The sequence below is a fragment of the Crateriforma conspicua genome, assembly GCF_007752935.1.
GTDB classification, from domain to species: Bacteria; Planctomycetota; Planctomycetia; order Pirellulales; family Pirellulaceae; genus Crateriforma; species Crateriforma conspicua.
Window position 1 is genome coordinate 3,370,542 of the sequence record NZ_CP036319.1, and the last position, 22,138, is coordinate 3,392,679.

At 59.2% G+C, this 22,138-nt stretch carries 17 protein-coding genes; 12 read left to right on the forward strand and 5 right to left on the reverse strand.

What is annotated here, in order from left to right; all coding sequences use genetic code 11:
• The first annotated feature begins 46 nt into the window (after positions 1 to 46).
• From trpS to Mal65_RS12640, 5 genes are all read left to right on the forward strand, one after another.
• The gene (gene trpS / locus Mal65_RS12620) at positions 47 to 1,018 is read left to right on the forward strand and encodes a tryptophan--tRNA ligase (protein ID WP_145298021.1); all 972 of its coding nucleotides are present in this window, start codon (positions 47 to 49) and stop codon (positions 1,016 to 1,018) included.
• Positions 1,019 to 1,115: 97 nt separating this feature from the next.
• Positions 1,116 to 1,499, forward strand: a complete 384-nt coding sequence (gene acpS, locus Mal65_RS12625) for a holo-ACP synthase (RefSeq protein WP_145298024.1) — start codon at positions 1,116 to 1,118, stop codon at positions 1,497 to 1,499.
• 236 nt (positions 1,500 to 1,735) lie between these two features.
• Entirely contained in the window at positions 1,736 to 2,932 is a 1,197-nt protein-coding gene (gene galK / locus Mal65_RS12630; protein ID WP_145298027.1) for a galactokinase, read from the forward strand.
• 154 nt (positions 2,933 to 3,086) lie between these two features.
• The gene (locus Mal65_RS26475) at positions 3,087 to 5,720 is read left to right on the forward strand and encodes a sulfatase-like hydrolase/transferase (protein ID WP_390621972.1); all 2,634 of its coding nucleotides are present in this window, start codon (positions 3,087 to 3,089) and stop codon (positions 5,718 to 5,720) included.
• 103 nt (positions 5,721 to 5,823) lie between these two features.
• The gene (locus tag Mal65_RS12640) at positions 5,824 to 6,531 is read left to right on the forward strand and encodes a hypothetical protein (protein ID WP_145298030.1); all 708 of its coding nucleotides are present in this window, start codon (positions 5,824 to 5,826) and stop codon (positions 6,529 to 6,531) included.
• A gap of 479 nt (positions 6,532 to 7,010) precedes the next feature.
• Here Mal65_RS12640 and Mal65_RS12645 read toward each other — a convergent pair whose 3' ends face one another.
• Positions 7,011 to 8,114 carry a pyridoxal phosphate-dependent aminotransferase gene (locus Mal65_RS12645; protein ID WP_145298033.1) on the reverse strand — a complete coding sequence of 368 codons (1,104 nt, stop codon included), beginning with the start codon at positions 8,112 to 8,114 and terminating at the stop codon, positions 7,011 to 7,013.
• A 134-nt stretch (positions 8,115 to 8,248) separates the two neighbouring features.
• Between Mal65_RS12645 and Mal65_RS12650 the strand changes: the two genes are divergently transcribed.
• Complete coding sequence (locus Mal65_RS12650) at positions 8,249 to 8,812, forward strand: DUF4416 family protein (protein WP_145298036.1); 564 nt, start codon at positions 8,249 to 8,251, stop codon at positions 8,810 to 8,812.
• Between the two features lie 22 nt (positions 8,813 to 8,834).
• Here Mal65_RS12650 and Mal65_RS12655 read toward each other — a convergent pair whose 3' ends face one another.
• The 3 genes from Mal65_RS12655 to Mal65_RS12665 all read right to left on the reverse strand — a co-directional run bounded on the left by Mal65_RS12655 (position 8,835) and on the right by Mal65_RS12665 (position 12,466).
• Positions 8,835 to 9,842 carry a hypothetical protein gene (locus tag Mal65_RS12655; RefSeq protein ID WP_145298039.1) on the reverse strand — a complete coding sequence of 336 codons (1,008 nt, stop codon included), beginning with the start codon at positions 9,840 to 9,842 and terminating at the stop codon, positions 8,835 to 8,837.
• Positions 9,843 to 9,917: 75 nt separating this feature from the next.
• Positions 9,918 to 10,619, reverse strand: a complete 702-nt coding sequence (locus tag Mal65_RS12660; RefSeq protein ID WP_145304876.1) for a hypothetical protein — start codon at positions 10,617 to 10,619, stop codon at positions 9,918 to 9,920.
• Between the two features lie 245 nt (positions 10,620 to 10,864).
• Positions 10,865 to 12,466, reverse strand: coding sequence for a hypothetical protein (locus tag Mal65_RS12665; RefSeq protein ID WP_145298042.1), 1,602 nt, complete (start codon positions 12,464 to 12,466; stop codon positions 10,865 to 10,867).
• Positions 12,467 to 12,842: 376 nt separating this feature from the next.
• On the opposite strand from Mal65_RS12665, the gene Mal65_RS12670 reads away from it, so the two are divergent.
• Together Mal65_RS12670 and Mal65_RS12675 are read left to right on the forward strand one after the other, a co-directional pair.
• Positions 12,843 to 14,168, forward strand: coding sequence for a trans-sulfuration enzyme family protein (locus tag Mal65_RS12670; protein WP_145298045.1), 1,326 nt, complete (start codon positions 12,843 to 12,845; stop codon positions 14,166 to 14,168).
• The gene (locus Mal65_RS12675; protein WP_145298048.1) at positions 14,165 to 15,358 is read left to right on the forward strand and encodes a trans-sulfuration enzyme family protein; all 1,194 of its coding nucleotides are present in this window, start codon (positions 14,165 to 14,167) and stop codon (positions 15,356 to 15,358) included. The genes Mal65_RS12670 and Mal65_RS12675 overlap by 4 nt, the downstream gene beginning before the upstream one ends.
• 18 nt (positions 15,359 to 15,376) lie before the next feature.
• On the opposite strand, the gene Mal65_RS12680 is transcribed toward Mal65_RS12675, so the two are convergent.
• Positions 15,377 to 16,345, reverse strand: a complete 969-nt coding sequence (locus tag Mal65_RS12680; RefSeq protein WP_145298050.1) for a hypothetical protein — start codon at positions 16,343 to 16,345, stop codon at positions 15,377 to 15,379.
• Positions 16,346 to 16,618: 273 nt separating this feature from the next.
• Here Mal65_RS12680 and def point away from each other — a divergent pair, with 273 nt between their 5' ends.
• From def to Mal65_RS12700, 4 genes are all read left to right on the forward strand, one after another.
• Positions 16,619 to 17,203, forward strand: coding sequence for a peptide deformylase (gene def / locus Mal65_RS12685; protein WP_145298053.1), 585 nt, complete (start codon positions 16,619 to 16,621; stop codon positions 17,201 to 17,203).
• A gap of 22 nt (positions 17,204 to 17,225) precedes the next feature.
• Entirely contained in the window at positions 17,226 to 18,254 is a 1,029-nt protein-coding gene (gene fmt, locus Mal65_RS12690) for a methionyl-tRNA formyltransferase (RefSeq protein ID WP_196784799.1), read from the forward strand.
• Between the two features lie 3 nt (positions 18,255 to 18,257).
• Complete coding sequence (gene xseA / locus Mal65_RS12695) at positions 18,258 to 19,472, forward strand: exodeoxyribonuclease VII large subunit (RefSeq protein WP_145298056.1); 1,215 nt, start codon at positions 18,258 to 18,260, stop codon at positions 19,470 to 19,472.
• A 425-nt stretch (positions 19,473 to 19,897) separates the two neighbouring features.
• Complete coding sequence (locus Mal65_RS12700) at positions 19,898 to 22,132, forward strand: alkaline phosphatase D family protein (RefSeq protein ID WP_145298059.1); 2,235 nt, start codon at positions 19,898 to 19,900, stop codon at positions 22,130 to 22,132.
• Positions 22,133 to 22,138 lie beyond the last annotated feature (6 nt).

Below are 22,138 nucleotides of genomic sequence, written 5' to 3' on the forward strand. Positions count from 1 at the left end.
GATTCACGATCCGCCGTTTTCCGCCCAAACCCGTTCAGTCTGCGTCATGCGTTGTCTTTCCGGTATCCAGCCGACCGGTCGTCCCCACTGGGGCAACTATTTCGGAGCCATCCGCCAGTACATCGATCTGCAAGAGGACAACGAAGGCTTTTACTTCATCGCCGACCTGCACGCGCTGACGACGGTCCGCCAAGCCGATGCGCTTCGTGAAAACACGATCAACGCGGCGTTGGACTTGTTGGCGTTGGGACTGGACCCGAAAAAAGCGACGCTGTTTGTACAGTCGCAGGTGCCCGAGGTCAGCGAATTGTGCTGGATCCTGATGACCGGCACACCGATGGGCCTGTTGGAACGATGCCATGCCTATAAAGACAAAAAGGCAAAAGGGCTGGCGGCCGACGCGGGGCTGTTCAACTACCCCGTGTTGATGGCGGCCGACATTTTGGCCTACGACAGCCAGCTGGTGCCCGTCGGCCAGGACCAAATCCAGCACATCGAAGTCACCCGTGATTTGGCCCAGGCGTTCAACCATCACTTCGGCGAAACGTTCGTCATCCCCAAAGCCCAGACGCTGGTCCATGGCGCCAAAGTGCCCGGGACCGACGGGGAAAAAATGAGCAAGAGTTACGACAACACGCTGCCGCTGTTCGGCGAAGTGAAAAGGATCCGCAAACAGATCATGCGGATCACGACCGACAGTCGCCCGATGGAAGACGCCAAAGAACCCGAAGGCGATCACCTGTTTCAACTGTTCCAGTTGTTTGCCGAACAAGAACAGATCGACGAAATGGCGGCGATGTATCGTCGCGGCGGCTTTGGATACGGGGAAGTCAAAAAAGCGGTGGCCGAAGCCAGCGAAGCCTACTTTGCCGACGCACGGCAGCGCCGCGCGGAACTAGAATCGAACTTGGACTATGTCCACGAAGTCCTTCGCGATGGTGCCCGGCGGGCCCGCGAAGCGGCCGCGTTGGTGCTGAGCCGGGCGAAGAAGAATTGCGGGCTGCAGGAATCGGTTTGACGTTTCCGGCGACGCAATCGGATCGCTGCGGTTCGGTCGTGTTGCGGCCCACTGACCTTTGGCCCCGCCGGTCTGCTTACAAAGGATGCGACGGGCGATGGCCACCCTTGGGATCGGTACCACGATTGTGGAATGTGTCCGGATCGCCAACATGATCGACCGACACGGTGAACAGTTTTTGTTGCGGGTGTACACGGGATCGGAAATCGATCGCTGCGTGGAATCGGCTCAAGCGTCACAGATGTTCGCCAGCCGCTGGGCAGCCAAGGAGGCGACGTTGAAGGCGATGAATTGTTACCGCCAACAAATCATGTGGACGGACATCGAGGTCGTCGTGGATCGAGCGACCGGGCCGTCGATCAGCCTGTATGGTCGGGCTCAACAGTGGGCCGAAATGCACGGCATCGAAACGCTGCACGTCAGTCTGGCGGCCTGTCGGACTCATGCCACCGCCTACGTCGTGGCGACCGACGAAGATTAGACGAGCCTCCGCGAGCGAAATCGATCGGCGACTCTGCCTTGCTCTTCTCCAGATCGCCCCACCCCCAACACCACCCGTCACCCGCCTACCCGCCACCCGCCTACCTCCACCAGCCCGGTGCTTCAAACCGTCGCACGGTGTGCAGGTGTGCGTCAGCGTCAATTGTCGGTTCGCCGGTCGGGTGGTTACACTCGGGGGCCGCTATTCTCCGATCTCCGCCGACTCAGGTTTTTCGCATGACTGCGCTATCACCGACTGAATCCACCGAAGCGCTTTGCCGCCGGGCCCGCGACGAATTTGAATCTCGTTTCGGTCGCCCGGCCACGATCGTCGTCGCGGCTCCCGGTCGCGTGAACTTGATCGGCGAACACATCGACTACAACGACGGTTTCGTGCTGCCGATGGCGATCGAGAGATACGTCGTGATTGCGGCCGACACCAACGACGACGATGCGGTCCGTCTGTACAGCGTCGATCTTCAGCAAGACGCCGCCTATCGGACCGGGCACGATCACCAGCCGGGCGAAAAGGGCTGGTCGAAGTATCCCCAAGGAGTTTTGGCAGGTTTTGCGGGGCGAGGCATCGATTCGCTGGCTTTCGATGCGGCATTCACCTCCAACGTTCCGCTGGGCGGCGGATTGTCCAGCAGTGCCGCATTGGAAGTCGCCACTGCGACGTTGGTCGAAGCCATCAGCGGCACAACTCTCGGTCTGGCCGACAAAGCGCTACTGGCCCAAAAAGCCGAACACGATTTCGCCGGCGTGCCGTGCGGGATCATGGATCAATTCAGCAGCGTCTTTGGCCGCGACGGCGAATTCATGTTGTTGGATTGCCGCAGCCAAGAAATCGAAGCGGTGCCGTTCGCCCGGGACGACGTGTCGATCGTCATCACCAACAGCAACGTCAAACACGAATTGGCCGGCGGCGAATACGCACAACGACGTCAACAGTGTGATGAAGCCAAGGAAATTCTGGGGGCCGAAAACTGGCGCGACGTCACCGCCGATGATCTGGCACGGTGCAAAGACGAACTGGGCGACGAACGGTTCCGACGCGCTCGACATATCATCGGCGAAATCGCACGAACCTTGGAAACCGCCAATGCGCTGCGAAACGGTGATTTGGATACCGTCGGACGGCTGATGTACGACAGCCACAACTCGCTGCGTGATGATTACGAAGTCAGCTGTGGTGAATTGGACTGTCTGGTCGACTTGGCCGAAAAGATCGGCCCCGAGGGCGGCGTTTACGGATCCCGCATGACGGGCGGCGGCTTCGGCGGCTGTACGGTCAGTCTGGTGGATTCGGCCAAGGCATCCGACGTGATCGCGGCCATGGCCGACGGCTACGAAAAAGCGACCGGAAAGACCGCGGACGCTTTTGCCAGTCGCCCCGCACGCGGCGCTCATATCGTTCAAAACGATCTCGGCTGATTCGCTTCAATGCGAATCCCTGTGAACAGATTTTGCGGTCTCGGATCGTATGTCTGTCATTGAACGATTTTGCGTCGGGGCTCCATCCGGCGCATGATGCCCCCACCCCACCTTGCTTCCCACCCCATCTTTCCCGACGGGTCTTGGATCCATGATGCGCATTTTGCTGGCTGCCTTTTTCGCGGTGTCTTTCGCCGCCACGTCGATCGGTCTTGCCGAAGATCGCCCCAACGTTTTGTTGATCCTGGTGGACGACCTAAAGCCGGCGATCGGCGCGTTCGGCAACGAAACGGCCCAGACGCCGAATCTGGACGATCTGACACGTCGGGGCATGCGTTTCGACGCCGCGTATTGCAACCAAGCCGTTTGTGCACCGTCACGGTTCACGTTGATGCTGGGATCGCACAGCACGTCCACGGGGCTGTACGGGCTGGGCAATCGGTTGCGTGAATCGGATCCCGATGCGGTAACGATGCCCCAGCATTTTGCCGCAAACGGGTATCGCACCGAATCGTTGGGCAAGGTCTTTCACATCGGACACGGGAACATCGGTGATCCCGAATCGTTCCAGGTGCCGCACTTCAAAGAAAAAGTGATCGAATACGCCGATCCGGCCAGCACCGATGGCGGCAATCTGACTCGCGAAGAAGCCTTCTTTACCAACCAGAAACTAGGCGAAATTAAATCACTGCCTCGCGGTGCCGCCTATGAATCACCCGACGTCGCCGACACCGCCTATGCCGACGGACGCGTCGCCGAGGAAACCATTCGGCGATTGGAAGCCGCCAAGAAGCGACGGCAAACCGAGGGCACACCGTTCTTCATCGCCGCCGGTTTCGCACGACCGCACCTGCCGTTTTCGGCTCCGAAAAAGTACTGGGACCTGTACGATCCGGCCGAGTTGCCCATGCCGGAAAATGAGCAGTTACCGCAAGGTGCACCGGAGGTGGCCGGCAAACGCGGCGGTGAAATCAGCAATTACAAGCCGGTACCGGAAGAGCGTGAGGCGTCGTACAGCGATGATTTGAAACGGAATCTGATTCACGGTTATTACGCGGCGACCAGTTTTGTCGACGCACAAATCGGTAAAGTCGTCCAAGCGGTCGACCGACTAGGCTTGGACGACAACACGATCATCGTGCTGTGGGGCGATCATGGTTTCCACTTGGGCGATTTGGGCATTTGGACCAAGCACACCAATTTTGAACAAGCCAATCGGATTCCCATCGTGATTGTCGCGCCGGGAGTCGCGGAGCCGGGATCGTCCACCGGTCAATTGACCGAGACGGTCGACATTTATCCGACGCTGGCGGAACTGGCCGGCTTGCCGAAACCCACCGGTCCACAGCCGATCGACGGTGTCAGCTTGGTGCCGGTGTTGAAAGACCGCGATGCGCGTGTTCGCGATCACGCTTACCATGCGTACCCCAAAAAAATGATGGGACGCGCGATTCGGACCGATCGTTATCGCCTGGTCCAGTGGAAACGAATCGGGGCACCCGACTTGGACGCGGAATACGAACTTTACGATTACCAATCGGATCCGCTGGAAACGAAAAACTTGGCCGCGGACATGCCGCAAGTGGTGCGTCGCTTGTCGGCGATTCTGGCAACGTACCCACAGGCTGTTCCGCGAGCGGGAACGAAATCTGCCGCCGGTAAAAAGAAGAACGGCAAGGGGCAAGCCAAGCCAAAGGCCGCCGCGGTGGACGCCCAATCGTCCACCATCGCCGGTCGCTGGTCAGCCAAGCGTGCGAACAATTGGTACCGCCAAATCGATTGGCCGCTGGGCGCCAACTTCGTCCCGTCCACCGCGATCAACCAACTGGAAATGTGGCAGGAAGCCACCTTCGATCCGGACACGATCGACCGCGAACTGGGCTATGCCGAAAAGATCGGTATGAACACGATGCGGGTGTTCTTGCACGACATCCCTTGGCGAACCGATGCCGAAGGGTTCTTTCGCCGTGTCGACCGATATCTGGAGATCGCCGATTCGCACGGCATCCGCACGATGTTCGTTTTCTTTGACGGCGTCTGGCATCCGAACCCTGTCGCGGGTTTACAGCCACAACCGGTGCCAGGCGTGCACAATTCCGGCTGGGTCCAATCGCCCGGCCGAACGATCTTGGACGATCCCGCCGGGCAGGACGCGCTCAAGCCCTACGTGCAATCGGTGCTGCGTCGCTACGCCGACGATTCACGTGTGCTGGTCTGGGACTTGTTCAACGAACCGGACAACGGCAACGGAAACTCCTATGGCCTGGCCGGCCAGAACCTGGAACTGAATCCGGACGTGAAACGACGGCGGGCTCATGAGTTGTTGGAAAAGACGTTTCGCTGGGCCCGCGAGGTCAATCCGTCACAACCGCTGACGGTCGGACTTTGGACCGGCGATTACGTGAACAAGCCACGTCCGATCGACCGCTTGGTGTTGGACAACAACGACGTCCATTCGTTTCACACTTACGGAGGACCGCAGACGGCGCGTCGCAAAATGGAGGATCTGTTGGCTTTGGGGCGACCTTTGTTGTGCACCGAATACATGGCGCGTGGCAACAACAGCACCTTCGCCGGCGTGTTGCCGATCCTGAACGAATTGAAGGTGGGGGCGTACAACTGGGGTTTCGTCAACGGCCGATCGCAGACGATCTATCCCTGGGATTCTTGGCAAGCCGCCTACACGTCGATTCCGGATCCTTGGTTTCACGACATCTTTCACACCGACGGTCGTGCCTATGATTCGGCCGAAACGGACCTGATCCGCCGTCTGAGCGAATCGAAATAGTCGTTTTCGTTCGGGTTTTCGGATAAATCGGGCTTTCGCGTTGGGTGGTGAACTTCGTATCACGCCAGACGCACTTGCCGGCTTTCCCGACCCGAGCTTCACGATGAAACGACCGCGATTCCGTTTGTTTGATGCCCATCAAATCCTGAAACGCCTGACACCCATGGTGTGCTTGGCCGTTTTCGCTTCCGTGACGTTGACGTCCACCCAGTGTGGTTGCCTGGGAATCGCCGCCAACCTGATGCACGCGGTGGGAGCCGACAAAATTCCGCCGGAATACGAAAACTACAAAGACCTGAAAGACAAACGGATTGCCGTCGTCACGCTGACCGAAGCCAGCCGGTACAGCAACGATACCGCCAGCCGTTTCTTGAGCCGCCAGGTCGGGCAAATCTTGACCAGCGAACTGAAAGACTTGCGTCTGGTTCGCGAAGACGAAGTGCAACAGTGGCGTGACGAAAACGGCTTTGACAACATGGAATTTGCTCAGTTGGGCGAAGACCTGAAAGCTGATCGTGTGTTGGTGGTCGACGTGACGAATCTTTCGCTGCGTGACGGCCAGAGTCTGTATCGCGGCCAGTGCAGCGCGACGGTCGAATTGATCGATCCCGCCGACGGCAGTTTGTTGTTTTCCCGAGACATCGATGAGTTCACGTATCCGGAGAACGCCGGCCAGCATGTCAGCGAAACGACGGAAACGAAGTTTGAAAAGCTGTACCTGTCCGTTCTGGCGGCTCGCGTCGGCCGACTGTTCCACCCGTATGATTTCGGCGAAACCGTCGCCCTGGACGGCATGATCGCCAGCCAGTGACCCTGCGGCTCACAAAGTCGCCTTTCGCTCCGCCGAAAGTAGCGTCCTTCCGTCAGTCCCGCGGCCGAAAGCCCTACTGTCGGGCTGTGCTGGAGAAACGTCCCGAACCCGCGGCTAGCGCCGTGCGGCTCAGGAATCAGCGGCAAGGCGCTAGCCGCCGGTTCGATTGCCAACGAGTCGAAACAGGACGCCACAAAAACCGCGGCTAGCGCCGTGCGGCTCACATAGTCGCCTTTCGCTCCGCCGAAAGTAGCGTTCTTCCGTCAGTCCTGAGGCGAAGACCCTAGCGTCGGGCTGTGTCGGTGAAACGTCCTAAACCCGCGGCTAGCGCCGTGCGGCTCACAAAATCCGCGGCTAGCGCCATGCGGCTCAAAAAACCCGCGGCTAGCGCCGTGCGGCTCACAGAACCCGCGGCTAGCGCCGTGCGGCTCACCAACCAGCGCCGTGCGGCTCACAAAGAAACGCAGCCCCACCACGAATCACGACGCCAGTCGATTGAGAATCTCAATTCCCCGGTGCAACGTTTCGTCACTCGCGGCGAAACTGATTCGGAAATGAGAGTCCCGCCCACTGAAGATATTGCCGGGGATGATCAGCAGCCCCGCTTCGATCGCGCGATGCACGAACGCTTCACCGCTGGATCCGGGAGCTTTGGGGAACGCATAAAAAGCGCCGCCGGGTTTTTCGATCTCATACTTCTCCGACAACCCCTGCATCACCAAGTCACGTTTGTGGCGGTAATCGTCGATGTGGCCGGTCAACGGAACGTCCAGCGCCGACAGCGCCGCCCATTGTGCCGGTTGAGGGGCGCAGACGAACGAATACTGCTGAATCTTCAGCATCGTCGCGATGATTTCCGACGGCCCGTGGACGTATCCGACCCGCCAACCGGTCATCGCATGACTCTTGCTGAATCCGTCGATCACGATCGTTTGGTCGTTGTCGGTCGCCGGGGAATAGAACGGCGCGTCATACATGAATTGCGAATAGATTTCGTCGGACAACAACGCGATGTTTTTCTCTTTTGCCAACAACGCGACGTCTCGCAATTCTTGTTCGGTCGCTGTGACGCCGGTCGGGTTGGCCGGGCTATTGACCAGAATCATCTTGGTCTTGTCAGTGATGGCAGCTTCGATCCGATCAACATGCAACCGAAAATCGGGATACGAATCGACCGGTACAGGAACGCCGCCACACAGCCGAATCAGTGCCGGGTACATGACGAAATAGGGATCCATGAAGATCACTTCATCGCCCGGGTCGATCATCGCCAGCATCGACAACACCAGTCCGCCGCTGGTCCCGCTGCTGATGAAGACGTCGCGGTCGTCGTGCCCGAATTGTTGCTGCACGCGATCGTTGATTGCGTCACGCAGCGGTGCGATCCCTTGCGTTGGGGAATATGCGTTCTTGCCGTCACGGATGGCTTGGATCGCCGCGTCTTGGATCGGCTGCGGCACATCAAAATCAGGCTGACCGATCGACAGGTTGACCGGGTCCTTTAGTTTGGCGGCCAGGTCAAAGACTTTGCGAATGCCGCTGCTGTCGAACGTCGTGGTGCGCTGGGCGATCCAAGGGTGCATAGGGTTTCCGGCGTCGGATAAGATTCAATGATGGCGAAAGGTCGAACGGCGTAGGATTCTAGTCGCTCGTCCCGGTTTCGCGCAGCCGACCAACGGCTGGTTCTGTTCCCCCGGCATTCAACCCAACGGTTACCGTGAGCGATCTGCGTCCTGTCGAACCGGTCGTACGAATCTGCGGCGTCATCGCAAAACAGGAAGCGTGGCGTCAGACGGCGATCGATTGGCTGGTCCAGCGTTGGGGGCCGGTTTGTGAAACCAGTCAGCCGTTGGCGTTCGAAGCCGGCGGGTTCTACACGCCGACGATGGGCGATGGCCTGGTCAAGCAGGTGGTCGCGTTTGACGGCTTTGCGGACCCGGCCGGGCTGGCACCGTGGAAGACTGCGACGAACCGGTGGGAATTCGAATTGGCCGAACGGATCGACGCCGATGTGCCGCGGCCGATCAACTTGGACGTCGGCTACATCACCCAAGCCAAGTGGGTCCTGGCGACGGTCAAGGATCGCGACCATCGGATGTATTTGCGTGACGGCATCTTCGCCGAAGTCACGTTGAACTACGTCGGCCGGCGGTGGGTCCACCACCGCTGGACGTATCCCAGTTATCGCACGGATCCGATTGCCGATTTCGCGATGCGTTGCCGTGATCGTTTGCGTGATCACATTCTGGCCAACGGGCTGACGCGAACCGCCACGGCATGAATCACTTGGCGATCGGTCGGTTTTAGAATCCGATTCCGAAGGGACCCAGTGGTCCGATCGGGATGTCGATCCGCAGACCGCCCAGCGGTGCGACCGGAACCGGCGGAACGGCGTAGCCGCGATAGAAGTAATCGCGGGGACCATAGATCGGCCCATAGCCGTAACGATAGCCGCGTGCCGGTGGGTACGGGACGGCGACACCGTAGGGGGCGATCGGCGGAGCGGGAATGTCGATTTCCAATTCGAATCGTGGACGCGCCGGCACGTATCGGTATTCCTCGGTGATCGACGGGCGATACGACGAATACGGATCGATGGTGGCTTCGGGCACCGGCATCACCGGCCGCGCGATCACGCGGTCGCCGCCGGATTGGATCGGCGCCCGGCCGACGACGCGATCACGGGTCGACGGCGACCAAGTTTCCGGGGTGATTCCGGCACCTCGTTCCCAGGGAGCCAGCGCCGCATAGACTTCGCCCGTCAAAACGTCACGCAGTTGACGCACCGCGTTGAATTGATCGGTCGGCATCCCTTGGCTCATCACGTCGCGGATCGAACGTTCCAGCAAACGCAACGACTGGCTCATCGCGCGGATGGTTTCGACACTCTGTTGATCGTTTTGGTCGGCGAGATCGCGAACGTCTTGTGCAACCTGATTGACGGTGAACTGCCATTCATCGGCACGGTTCACGCTGCTGGGCAATCCACGGATCAGTCGCGAAAGCCGATCGATCGACTGGACCAACTGATCAAACTCGGGCGTCGAATCATCGGCTTGCTCGCCGGAATCGCTGGCCCGCAGTGTGTTGTTGGTGTCGGTCGCGGCGTCGGCCGAGTCGTCTTGGAGTGGTGCGTCAAAGACGGAGCCGGCTTTGGCGTCGGGCAACTCATCCGGTTCACCGACCGGGGTCGGCAGTTCACCGCCGTAGGTGATTCCCGGGGCATCGTCTTGGCCGTGCGCCGAATCGGCGCCGGCAAACAGGCAACCGGCCAATGCCAGTGCGGCGTATCGTTTCAAGTTCGTACTCACTTTCGAAGGTCTCCCGAAAGTCATCTGGGGTGGGTCCGAATCGGTCGGTTGCAACGATCGTGCCGCTAAGGCGAATTAGCGCAAACTGATCGTTTTTTGCAGTGGTTGCAGGACGCTTTCGATCAAATACTCGTCGACCAAGTCGCGACAAAGTGATGACAGGCGATCAAATTCAGACACATACGTCTCGGTCGGGGCCAAGCTGTCGTAACGGCGGACCGTCAAATAAACGCTCAGTTGGTCTTCAGAGAATTCGCCCGTGCGGATTTGGTACGCATTGGTCCGTGATTCAAAGCCGATTCGGCACTGTGTTCGGCATTCTTCGTCCAGCGAAAACTGGATCGCCGGCTCATTGGATAATACCTTGCCGTAGGGCAGGTTGGCGAATTTTTCCAAGCCCGGCGCGATGCCGATCGCCTCAGTCAAGATTTCGTTGTGGTTGCCCTTGTAGGCAAAGTCGAAACCCAGCATCACGCTCAGCGATTCACAATCCAGCGGGCTGACGGACAATTCGTAGGGCACCAAATCCAAAACGGCCCGGTGCTGCTCGCACGCCGAATCATAGGATTCCGGATTGACCACGCCGCTGTTGACTCGCTTCGACTCCGTACCGACCCAACGATACGTGCCGTTGTCCTTCTCCTCCTCCAGGACAAACTCATTCGCTTCGCGGTTGTAAAAGTTGACCATGCTGGGATAGCGACGACGAACCTGTTCAAAGTAGTGCAGCACCGATTCACGGGTCTGCGGCAGGCTCATTTCGGTGCTCAAGTTCATGTTCACGTAATACTCGTCGCAGTAATCGCTGTATCCAAGCACGTGGCATGTTCCTTTCGATCATCGATTTATGAAAAAGTGACGGTGTCGCGGTACGACGGCGACACGTCAATGAGAGGGGCAATGCCCGACGGGGTTGTGGAATTGTTCGTGGCCAAGTCCACACGGCCAGCACCGTGACGCGTCCGAAACGGACGAGCAACGGGCATGTTCAACGGAAGCGGCGAAACCGATTGTCCAGTTCATTATGGTCGCTCGGCCTGATCTAGCGGAACGTTGCTGACAGGCGGATCGGCGTCTTGGGGCTGATCGGTCTGGTCAGGTTGATCACGATGGCGACGGACCAATTCGTCGACATTCCGGCGTATGTTGCGTCGCAACTGTTTCGTCTTTTCGTCTTCGATCACCGGCAGGACCAGCCGGTTGTAGTCCAGCCCGACTTGGCGATAGTTGGCGTCTTCGGGGAATCCGATGTCCATGGTCGAACGTCCCAGCAAACCCGCCACGGTCGCCATCGCAACATCGCTGACGCGGACGTCCAGCAACGATCCGTCGCGGATCTGGTTCAGCCCCAACATGCGATGGTCATCAAAAAATTCGGTGACCTTCAAAACTTGGTCGGCACGGTCAAATCGTACCAGCGTGGCCATCGCCTGGACCAAACTTTGCGGTTGGTCGGTTTCATCCAGTGTCCGAACGGCCAAATCACCCGCTGCGGGCACGTTGCGATCCGACGCGTGGAACAGCCATTCGGGGCGATCCGAATCGGATGTCTTCAACAAAAACGCCCCGAACAAATTGGTGCCGTACGATCGCGATGCGTTCCCGTTCAGCAATAATCCGCCCTGGCTGCGACGCAACTGGTTCAGCATCGCACGTTCGGTCGCCAGCTCCGGTGCAAAGTCTGGGTCGGCCGCCGCCATCAGCAACGCCGTCAGTGCGGGACGGGTGTCGGGTCCCATCACCGAGCGGAAGTTGGCGTTGGGCGTGTTCAAAGCCTTTTGGATCGCGCGGCGGCGATCATCCGTGGTTCCTTCCAACGATTGCAGCAGATCAGGAACCTCGCGGTACATCATCACCACTTCGCTACGAACCCAACCGGAATCCCCCATCAGCTTCTTCGCGACCGACCAACCCGGCATGTCATTGCCGGTGCCCGCCAGGAATGCCGATTCGATCGAACGTTGGTATTGGTCTTCCAGTCGAGCCAGCAGGCGGCCCAGACGCAGACGCACTTCCGGGTCACCCGACAGAGCTTCGCCGCGTTGCAGAATCGGAACGATCGGATAACCGCTTTCCAGCAGACTGGCCGATGCCCGTTCACGGACGGCAAAGTCGGACGACCCCAGTTGGTCGACCAACGTTTCGACCGTCTCCAACGTCGGGCCAAACTGTTCGGCCAATTCTTGTCGGCTTTTCAGTCGTGGCGATGTCGCATCGGATGACTCGCGACCGGTGGCCTCCGGTGCAACGTCTTGTGTTTCCGTGCTTGCGTCTTCACCGGCGGTTTGCGCTCCTTCGGTATCCGCATCATCACCGGCGGATTGCGAACGCAGCGGCTCGGTGACCGATCGCCACTGACGTTCAGGATCGGCTTCGGCAAAGACCTGTTCGTAACGATCGGGCGACAGCGGCGCGATGTGGGCGATCGGTTTCTGTGGTGATGCTTCAGCTTCCGTCTGGCCAGAGGATTCTGCAGGATTCGACGACGCCGGCGGAGGCGTGGGGGGCTGCTGTGCCACGACCGATGATCCTGGAATGCCGGCCATCGTCAACGCCGCCAAAGCGAAGGCGGTCATGATCGGCGACGTTGCTGTGCGACGCGGATGCATTTCGCGTTTAGTCACGATCATGGCCTCGATGATGGAAAACGCGGATGTCGAACAGGAGAAACCGGACGTCGGCGGGGCGGTCGCGGCGGCGTGTGCGTTGCGATGGAGCCGTTATCTGTCGGCCGGGCGATGCAAGCTTCGCGGGCCCGGTGGTCGGCGGCAAGGAGTTGTCGATCGGAGACGTGGAAGAATGAGAAAGGCGTCGGGACGGAAAAGGCAAGATTGCATTTTCACCCACATTCGCCGGCTTGGAAAGTGGAAAAGGGCTTGCTGGCCGGAATCGGCCCGGCTAGTCTTGGCGATCGTCGGATCTGGGGTCCCATTCAGGTTCGACTCGTATTTTAGGGATTTGCGGCCGCTTGCAGCCTTACCTGCTAAAGAGCCAATCGAGATGTCATTGAATGTCGATTTCCGGGCCAACGGCTCGGCCGACTCCGTGGGAGTCGATCTTTCGGAACCAACCGCTACGGCGAAGGCCTGCGAAATTCAGCGGGTTGGTATTCCCGGCGATTCTTCGCCACGCCCCGTTCCGGTGACGCATCCGTCGTCGTACGGATTGTCCACGCAGTGCGTTCACGCGGGCGAACACCGGCAGAAAGCCGACGGTGCGATCACCACGCCCATTCACACCGCGTCGACGTTCACGTTTTCGTCCACCGACGAGCTGATCGACTTTGTCGAAGGCCGTCACGAGCGTGAAGAATACGGTCGATACGGTTGCCCCAACGAGAAATCGGTCGAAGCCAAATTGGCGGCGTTGGACCGTGCGGAAGACGCAATCTTGTACAGCAGCGGCATGTCCGCCTTGGTCGGATTGTTGATGACGTCGCTGGGGCAAGACGACGAAATCGTTTTCTTTGACCAGTGTTATCATCGAAGCCGACAGTTTTGTGCCCAGCACTTGGCCCGGTTCGGTGTCCGCACCATCCAAGTCCCCACCGGCGACATGGATGCGATGGCGGCCGCCATCACCGACCGCACCAAATTGTTGGTCAGCGAATCGCCCACCAACCCACATTTGACGGCGATCGATCTGGACGCCTTCGCCGACATCGGCCGCCGCTTTGGTGTGAAAACGCTGATCGACGCCACCTTGGCGACACCGGCCAACGTCCGGCCGTTGGATCATGGTATCGACTTCGTTTTGCACTCGGCGACGAAGTACTTGGGCGGACACAACGATTTGTTGGCCGGCGTGTTGTGCGGCCGCAAGGAAGACCTGGATCCGGTGCGGGCGATGCGCGGATGCCTTGGCAACATCAATTCGCCGCACAACATGTATCTGTTGGAACGCGGCCTGAAGACATTTGACCTGCGGATGCAGCGTCACAACGAAAACGGCATGGCGGTCGCCCAGTTTTTGCAGCAGCACCCTCGGGTCGATCGCGTTTTTTATCTGGGGTTGCCCAGCCATCCGACCCACGCGATCGCCGCGGCACAGATGTCCGGCTTCGGCGGCTTGGTCACGTTCACAATCAAGGATGCGGATTGGCGACAGACGTCCCGAGTGGTCGACGCGACGCGAATCGCACGGATCGCCCCCAGCCTTGGCGGCACCGAATCGTTGATCGAACAGCCGTATGTGATGAGCTATTACCACTACACGGCCGATCAGCGTCGGCAATTCGGTATCACCGACAACATGATTCGCTTTTCATGCGGAATCGAAAACTCGGATGATCTGATCGCAGACCTGGATCAGGCGTTGTCGGCATGAGCGAAGGTGATAGCGTACGCTCGCGCAAGACAAGCTTTTGCACCCGAGCGATCCATGTGGGTAACGATCTGGACCCACAGACGGGTGCCGTCGTCCCGCCGGTGCATTTCGCATCGACGTTTCGCCAACCGGGTGCCGGCCAGTGGGGCGAATTTGATTATTCCCGCAGCGGTAATCCGACGCGTGGAAGGCTGGAAACCACCTTGGCCAATTTGGATTCTGCGGTCGACGACGAGTCATCCGGCGGCGGGGCGTTGGCCTTTTCCACCGGTATGGCGGCGATTCACGCGGTCACCATGCTGTTGCGATCGGGCGATCACGTCATCGCCGGCAGCGACTTGTACGGCGGTGCCTATCGGTTGCTGCACAAAATCTGTGATCGTTCCGGCATCACGCCGACCCTGGTCGATGCCACGGATCCGGCGGCGATCGAAGCGGCCATCAAGCCGGAGACGAAGTTGATCTGGGTGGAATCCATCGGCAACCCTCAGATGACCGTTCCCGATTTGGCGGCGATCGCGGCCATCGGCCGGCGTCGTCAAGTCATCACCGCAGTCGACAATACGTTCGGAACGCCCGCACTTTGTCGGCCTTTGGAATTCGGCTTCGACATCGTGATGCACTCGGCCACCAAGTACTTGGGCGGGCACAGCGATGTGCTGGGCGGGACACTGGCGACCGGGCGCGAAGACCTCTGTCGCGAATTGGCCTACGTTCAAAATGCGACGGGGGCGGTGATGGATCCGATGTCCTGTTTCCTGGTGGCTCGGGGATTGAAGACGCTGGACCTGCGGGTGCGACGGCAAAGCGAAACGGCGATGCGTTTGGCGGTCTGGCTTTCGCAACATCCGCGTGTGGCCCGGGTGTTGTATCCCGGCCTAGAAAACCATCCGCAACACGACCTGGCCCGATCACAATTCGACGGTGCTTTCGGCGGCATGTTGACGTTCGAATTGGATGCGTCGCTGGAGACGACCGCAAAGGTTTGCGAATCGACACAGTTGTTTCATCTGGCGGTCAGCCTGGGTGCGGTTGAATCGTTGATCGAACAGCCTGCGACGATGTCCCACGCCAGTTACGACGCGGCCGATCGTGCAAAGTTTGGCGTCACCGATGGGCTGATCCGTTTGTCGGTGGGCTTGGAGTCTTTCGACGACCTGCGTGACGATTTGAACGCGGCGATCGGTTGAACTGTGCTGCCGTGCGATTCATGCAGCCCACCGCACGTTCACCCAAAGGTCGTATCCCGCCCGGTGCCAACGCCGGAAACACCACCGGTGAACCAGAAACGCGAATCCGTTGGCCACCAGATAGTGCACCCCGGAAATGCCAAGGACCATGAACAGATTGTTTGCTTCCATGGAAATCATGATCGACAGTTGTCCGGCCAACTGGAACAGCCAAGCGAAAAGCAGCAACAGGATCGCCCACGTCCAAGACCAACCGGCCCCGCGAAATGCCGCGGCCCAAGCGATCATTACCGGCGGAAAGATGTACGACGCATAGCCGAATAGCATTTGCCAACCGCTTGAATCGATGATGGCGTCGGCGTCCCAATACCATTCCACCAAAGTCCGGTAAACACGTTGGCTTAGAAAGACGCTGGCGGTCAACAAAGTGACGGCCATGATGCCGGCGATGGTCCATTGTCGTTTCGGCAAAACCATGGGTTGGTTTCTTGCCACCAAGTGTGTCTGCACAACGGGCGCGGCGGCTGCCATGACAAAGGCGGACAAGAAGAAACTCAATAGCTGTGATTGACTGATCATCAGCGCCATGACCCATTGGTTGATGTAATCCAGTTCCGGATAGCTCGGGACCACCGCACGCAATCCCATCACACCCACGATGACCATCATGACGGTCAGCCATTGATACCAACGCAACAGACGCGGTACGGGCCAGAGCGCCGCGATGACAATTTGCACGGTGACGACATTGGCAATCTGTTCGGCGATGCCGGAAACCGGGGCAAACACCCACATCCACAGGGAAATCGTCGACAAGAATGGTGATCGGTTTCGAAGCCACATCAGCACGGTCGCCAACATGGTCGCGATGACGAAAACGGCCAGAAGCCGGGCGAGCGCCGTCAGCATCGATCGTCGCGCATCGCCAGACTGTCGTGAAATCCGGTCTTTGTCTGTCAGCAAGTTTGCTTCGCGGGATTCTGGCATCGGCTGGCTGAGTCGAGCGACGTTTTTCGGGTCTTTTGCACAACGCAGGCTAACGGAACCGTCGGTGCGTTGCTGCCCTGATCGGCGGTCGCTGGATTGATTGACTGTCACAATCTGCTGCGTCGGTTCGCTCCGCTGACTGACCGACCAGGTTCGCCGATTCGGCCGGGGCTCCCCAGGCACCGATCAATCGGTCATCCTTAGCCGTTGGCCCGGTTCGTCCCGGGTCGCTCGCTGCCCCCAAAGCCCGCCGAAACGATCCATCTGGAAATCATGCCGCTCGAAGTCATCAAGTACCCCCACCCGACGCTGCGATACGAAAGCAAGCCGATTCGCCGCGTCGACGCCGAATTGAAATCCATCGTCGCGGAAATGCTGGATTTGATGTACGAATCCGAGGGCGTCGGGTTAGCCGCCAACCAAGTCGATCTGCCGCTGCGGTTGTTCGTCTGCAACCCGACCGGCGTCCGCGGCGACGGCGAAGAATTGGTCGTCATCAATCCCGTGATCAGCAAACCGCGTGGAACCGAATCGGGCCAGGAAGGCTGTCTCAGTTTGCCGGGAATGTATGGCCAAGTGAAGCGATCCAAAACGATCCGCTTGTCGGCGTTCGATTTACAAGGCAACGAAATCGATCGCGTCCTGGACGGCTTTTTCGCTCGCGTGGTCCAGCATGAAAATGATCACTTGAACGGCGTGCTGTTTTTTGACCGCATGCCCGAACAAGCGACCAAGGAATTGATGCCGGCGCTGGACGAATTCCAAGCCGATCACTTATCGCGACAGCGTAGCGGTTCGCTGCCGTCGGACGACAAATTGGTCGAAGCGTTGTCGGCGTGGGAAAAGAAATACGCCTGAGAAAACCAAAGGATGTCTTCCAGTGGCTGATTCTAAGTTGCGGCTGGTGCTGATGGGCACCGGACCGTTTGCGGTCCCGTCGTTTGATCGCATCGCCGATGGTCCCCACGAAATCGTCCAAGTGATCGTGCGGCCGTTGCCGCCGGTGAAAAGCCGTGGTGGCCCACCGCCGCAACCCGTGGCCGACTGGGCGGAAGAGCGATCGCTGGCCGTGATCCGTCCCGACAGCATCAACGATGATGAAACGGTACAGCAGCTTCGATCCTTGCACGCGGATTTGCTGGTCGTGTGCGACTATGGCCAGATATTGAAGCCCGCGGCGTTGGAAACCGCACCGCTGGGCGGAATCAATCTGCACGGTTCGCTGTTACCCAATTATCGCGGGGCGGCTCCGGTGCAACGTGCCGTGTTATCTGGCGATCGCGAAACCGGCGTCACCGTGATCCACATGACGCCGCGTTTGGACGGTGGTCCGATTTTGGCGCGACGGGTGACCGAGATTCGTGACGATGAAACCGCCGGCCAACTGGAGCAGCGCTTGTCGGCCATCGGCGTCGACGCCACTATCGAAGCGATCGACCGTCTGCTGGACTGGGATCAAGAATCCGTGATCGGCGATCCGCAAGATGCGGCATTGGTCAGCAAAGCACCACGGCTTTCCAAAGCGGAAGCTCAGATCGATTGGCAACAGCCCAGCCGCATGATCGATTGCCATGTCCGCGGGATGCAGCCATGGCCAGTCGCATTTTCCTTCTTTCATCCGGGCAACGGCGGCAAACCGGTTCGGGTACAGATTCGCCAGGTCACACCCATCGGTGACGATGCGAGTGGCGATGCGCCAAGCCAGTCGCAACCGGGCCACCTGGTATCGGGTGACGGATTGTGTGTGGCCAGCGGCGACGGCGTCTTGCGGATCGATCAGATCCAACCGGCCGGCAAGAAACCGATGACCGGCGCGGCGTTCGCCAACGGCTATCAACCCGGCCCCGATGCCTGTTTCGGCGCCACGTGTGGCGACGCGGCGGTCGGTGGCAAAGGCGGGACGGCTTGATCAATGGCGGAATCACCCGAACGCATTCTGTCGGTCAGCGAACTGAACGGCCATTTGAAAGCGGTGGTCGAAGCCACGTTTCCGCCGTTGTGGGTGGCCGGAGAGATCAGCGATCTGGCCAAGCCGCGTAGCGGCCACATGTACTTCACGCTGAAAGACGAAGATTCACAGATCCGTGGCGTGATTTGGCGCAGCACCGCGGCGCGAATCCCCTTCGACCTGACCGATGGCCAGGCGGTGTTGTGTTACGGCGGGCTGGAAGTCTATTCGCCACGCGGCACCTACCAAATCGTTGTTCGTAAAGTCCAACCGCAGGGCGTCGGCGCGTTGCAATTGGCGTTCGATCAGTTGCGGACCAAGCTGCAAACCGAAGGATTGTTTGCGGCCGAGCGGAAACGAGATCTTCCGGTGTTTCCCGCACGTATCGCGGTGATCACCAGCCCGACCGGTGCGGCGATCGCCGATTTTTTGCAAGCGGCATCGGCGCGATATCGCGGCACGGAAATCTTCATCGTGCCGGCTCAGGTGCAAGGCGTGGGCGCGACGCCGTCAATCTTGGCCGCGCTGGATGCGGTCGACGCGATGTCGGATCCGCCCGACGCGGTTGTCTTGACCCGGGGTGGCGGAAGTCTGGAAGACCTGTGGTGCTTTAATGACGAAGCCGTCGTGCGGCGGGTGGCCGATTTTCCGCTGCCCATCGTGTCGGCGATCGGTCACGAGATCGACGTCACACTGTGTGATCTTGTTGCCGACGTTCGCGCGTTGACGCCGACCGATGCGGCAACCAAAGTCTTGCCGGATGCCCAGGCTTTGGCCGGCGCCATCGCAGGTTGGCGCGACCGGTTGAGCCAGCGGATGCTGAGCCAGATTCGTGAACATCGATTGCGTTTGGACGGACTGTCCAAACACTCGGTGTTGAAGAGTCCGATGGAGTTTCTGCATCACCGCAGTCGCATTCTGGACGAACTGGACAGTCGCGGCCGTGTGGCGATGGAGCGTCGTTTGCAAGCTGCCGAACGCCGGGTGGCCACCGCCGCAAGTTCGCTACACGCGCTTTCACCGCTGGCGGTGTTGGGCCGCGGGTACAGCCTGACCTATGGCCCGGATGGAAACCCGTTGACCGATGCCACATCGGTCCAGCCGGGCGACGTCATTCGCACGCGGCTATCAGATGGTCGCGTCAAGTCGACCGTTCAGTCGATCGACGACGCGAAATAGGCTGGTCGACTTGGTGCGATAAAAGAAATCCATTTGGAATCCAACATCACCTGTCTCGCCCCACACCAAAGTGTCGGCGATCGATGATCTGACTCGCCCCGTGTCGACCGTTTGCAACCCGAGCGATCGTTAAATCGCTTCGCTCTAAGCATCGGCACCGTCGATGTTTGCGTCTTCGTGGGCGTTGGGGCGAAGTTGAAAGGCCGGGGTTTCGCTGAGGTTTTCGCTGGAGCTTCGCGCGCATAGGCCCAGTTGAAATCTCTACTCCGCTGCGTCCGCGTTCCATAGCCCGAGCTAATCTCGGCATGTCGATTCTTAACCTGCAGTGATTCGCACTGGGGATGAGAATGTGGCTATGATCAAACGCCAATCAGTGAGTGTGAATCTTCCCCACGGTCCCGGTGGCCGGTGAAAGGACCAACGCTATGCGTTTCTTGATCTTCCCGATCGTCTTGTTCGCCATGCAGGTCTCGTCGACGATCTTTTCCGAAGATGCCAAAACGGATCAGCCACGCGAAGCGAGCGACACGTGGCGGGGCAGTCGCGCGTGGATCGGACCGGATTGGTGGGCCAACCCTTTGACCGACTGGTCGATTCGTGACGGCGTCGTTCACGCCGCCGCCGGCAAAGATCGCACGTTGTGCTGGCTGCCGGCGGAAGTGGAAGCGGACCCTGATTCGACAGACGGTCAAAGTCTGGATCTATCGGTCGACCTCACGTTTGTGCCCATAAAGGGTGACAAGAACCTTCGCCCCATCACCGCCGGTTTTCGCATCGGACGCCGCGGTGGCATTGACGAATACCGTCACGCCTTGGTGTCGGCAACGAAGTTCTTTGACGCGGGACTTCGATCCAATGGAGAGCTCGTTCTGGGGTCAAAAACCAGTGACGAAGCGGTGGCGATTGGCGATGCGCCCATCAGGCTGACGCTGACGGGGCAACGAAGCGGCCAGCGGATCGCATTGACGTTGTCCGCTGAAAACGGACAGCAGACTTGGCAGATTCAAGACACCGTCAGCTTGGACAAAGTGGTGGGCGGCATTTCATTGCTGGCCGACGGGCCGCCACGAGCCGGCGGGTCTCGCCCCGCCGGAATGTGCAAATTTGCGGATGTGGACCTGACGGGATCGTTGATCTCGTCGCACCCGGATCGTTCGTTCGGACCGATCTTGTGGTCGCAGTACACGCTCGATCAAAACCGCGTCCGATTGATGGTGCAATTTGCACCGCTTGGAAAGGGGAACCGATCCAAGGCACGGCTGTGTCTTCGTGGCGAAGACAACCAGGGGGAATTTCGCGAAATGGGCACACAGCCCGTTGAAAAGCTCAGCCGCACCGCGATTTTCACGTTGGACGATTGGGACGGGACCGTCGATCGAGATTATCAGATCCGGTTTGATTGGCTTGGGCAGACGTATCGGTGGTCCGGTACGATTCGAGCGGAACCGGCGGCGGATGAACCTTTCCAGTTGGCTTGCTTTTCTTGTGACAACGGATATCTGTTTCCGATCCCCGCGATGGTTGGGCAGGTCAGTCGGCAAGATCCCGACATGATGTTCTTTGCGGGCGACCAGATCTACGAAAGTTATGGCGGCTTTGGTGTGGTACGTCGTGCCGACACACCGGTCGCGATGCTGGATTATTTGAGAAAGTACTATCAATTCGGATGGACCTGGCGCGACTTGCTGAAGGATCGTCCCAGCGTGATTCTGCCGGACGATCACGATGTGTTCCAAGGCAATATTTGGGGGCACGGCGGACGCGCCTTACCACCGTCGGACAAGAAGAACGACTGGGCCGCCGGCGGTTATCTGATGCCCGCCGATTGGGTCAATGCCGTGGAAAGAACGCAAGTCGGCAGCTTGCCCGATCCCGCGATCGACAAGATCTTGCCTCACGGGATCAAGCCGTACTTTACGGACCTGACCTATGCCGGAATTGGATTTGCCATCTTGGAGGATCGCAAATTCAAAACGGGCCCCGATGCGATACCAGCCTCGGATCGTCCACGGGGCGACGGATACGATTTGCTGGGGCCTGATCAAGAAGCGTTCTTGGCACGATGGGCTGACGAATGGACGGGACAACGTGTGAAGGTCGCGTTATCACAAACGATTTTCTGCAATGCCGCCACTCATGTCGGCGAAAACTTGAAGCGTGGGCGTTACTATCACGACAGCGGTGCGTGGCCGGTCGAGGCACGCAACCGAGCGGTTCGAATCTTGGGTGACTGTGAAGCGTTGTCGATACACGGTGACCAGCACCTGGGTGTTTTGCTGCGGCAAGGCGTCGACGATTTCGATGACGCCGGTTACGCGTTCATGGTGCCGGGAACGGCAAATGGATTCCCTCGTGCTTGGTGGCCGGGCGTGAACAAAGGCCAGCCAGAACCGGGCGGCGATTACACCGGCAAGTTCCATGACGATGCCGGGCACCCGATCCATATCCTGGCGGTCGGCAATCCACAGCCGGGCAGCAACCTGTTGCCAAAAACGACCGACCCCATGGAAATCGGATATCGCAAAGGCAGCGGGTATGGCGTCGTGGATTTCTCCGCCGATCGGCGATCTGCCAAGATTTCCCTGTATCGCTTGGGTGACCAAGAAGAAATGTTCGATGGTTTTCCGCAAACCATTCAAATACGTTCCCGTTCCAACTAAACGGCG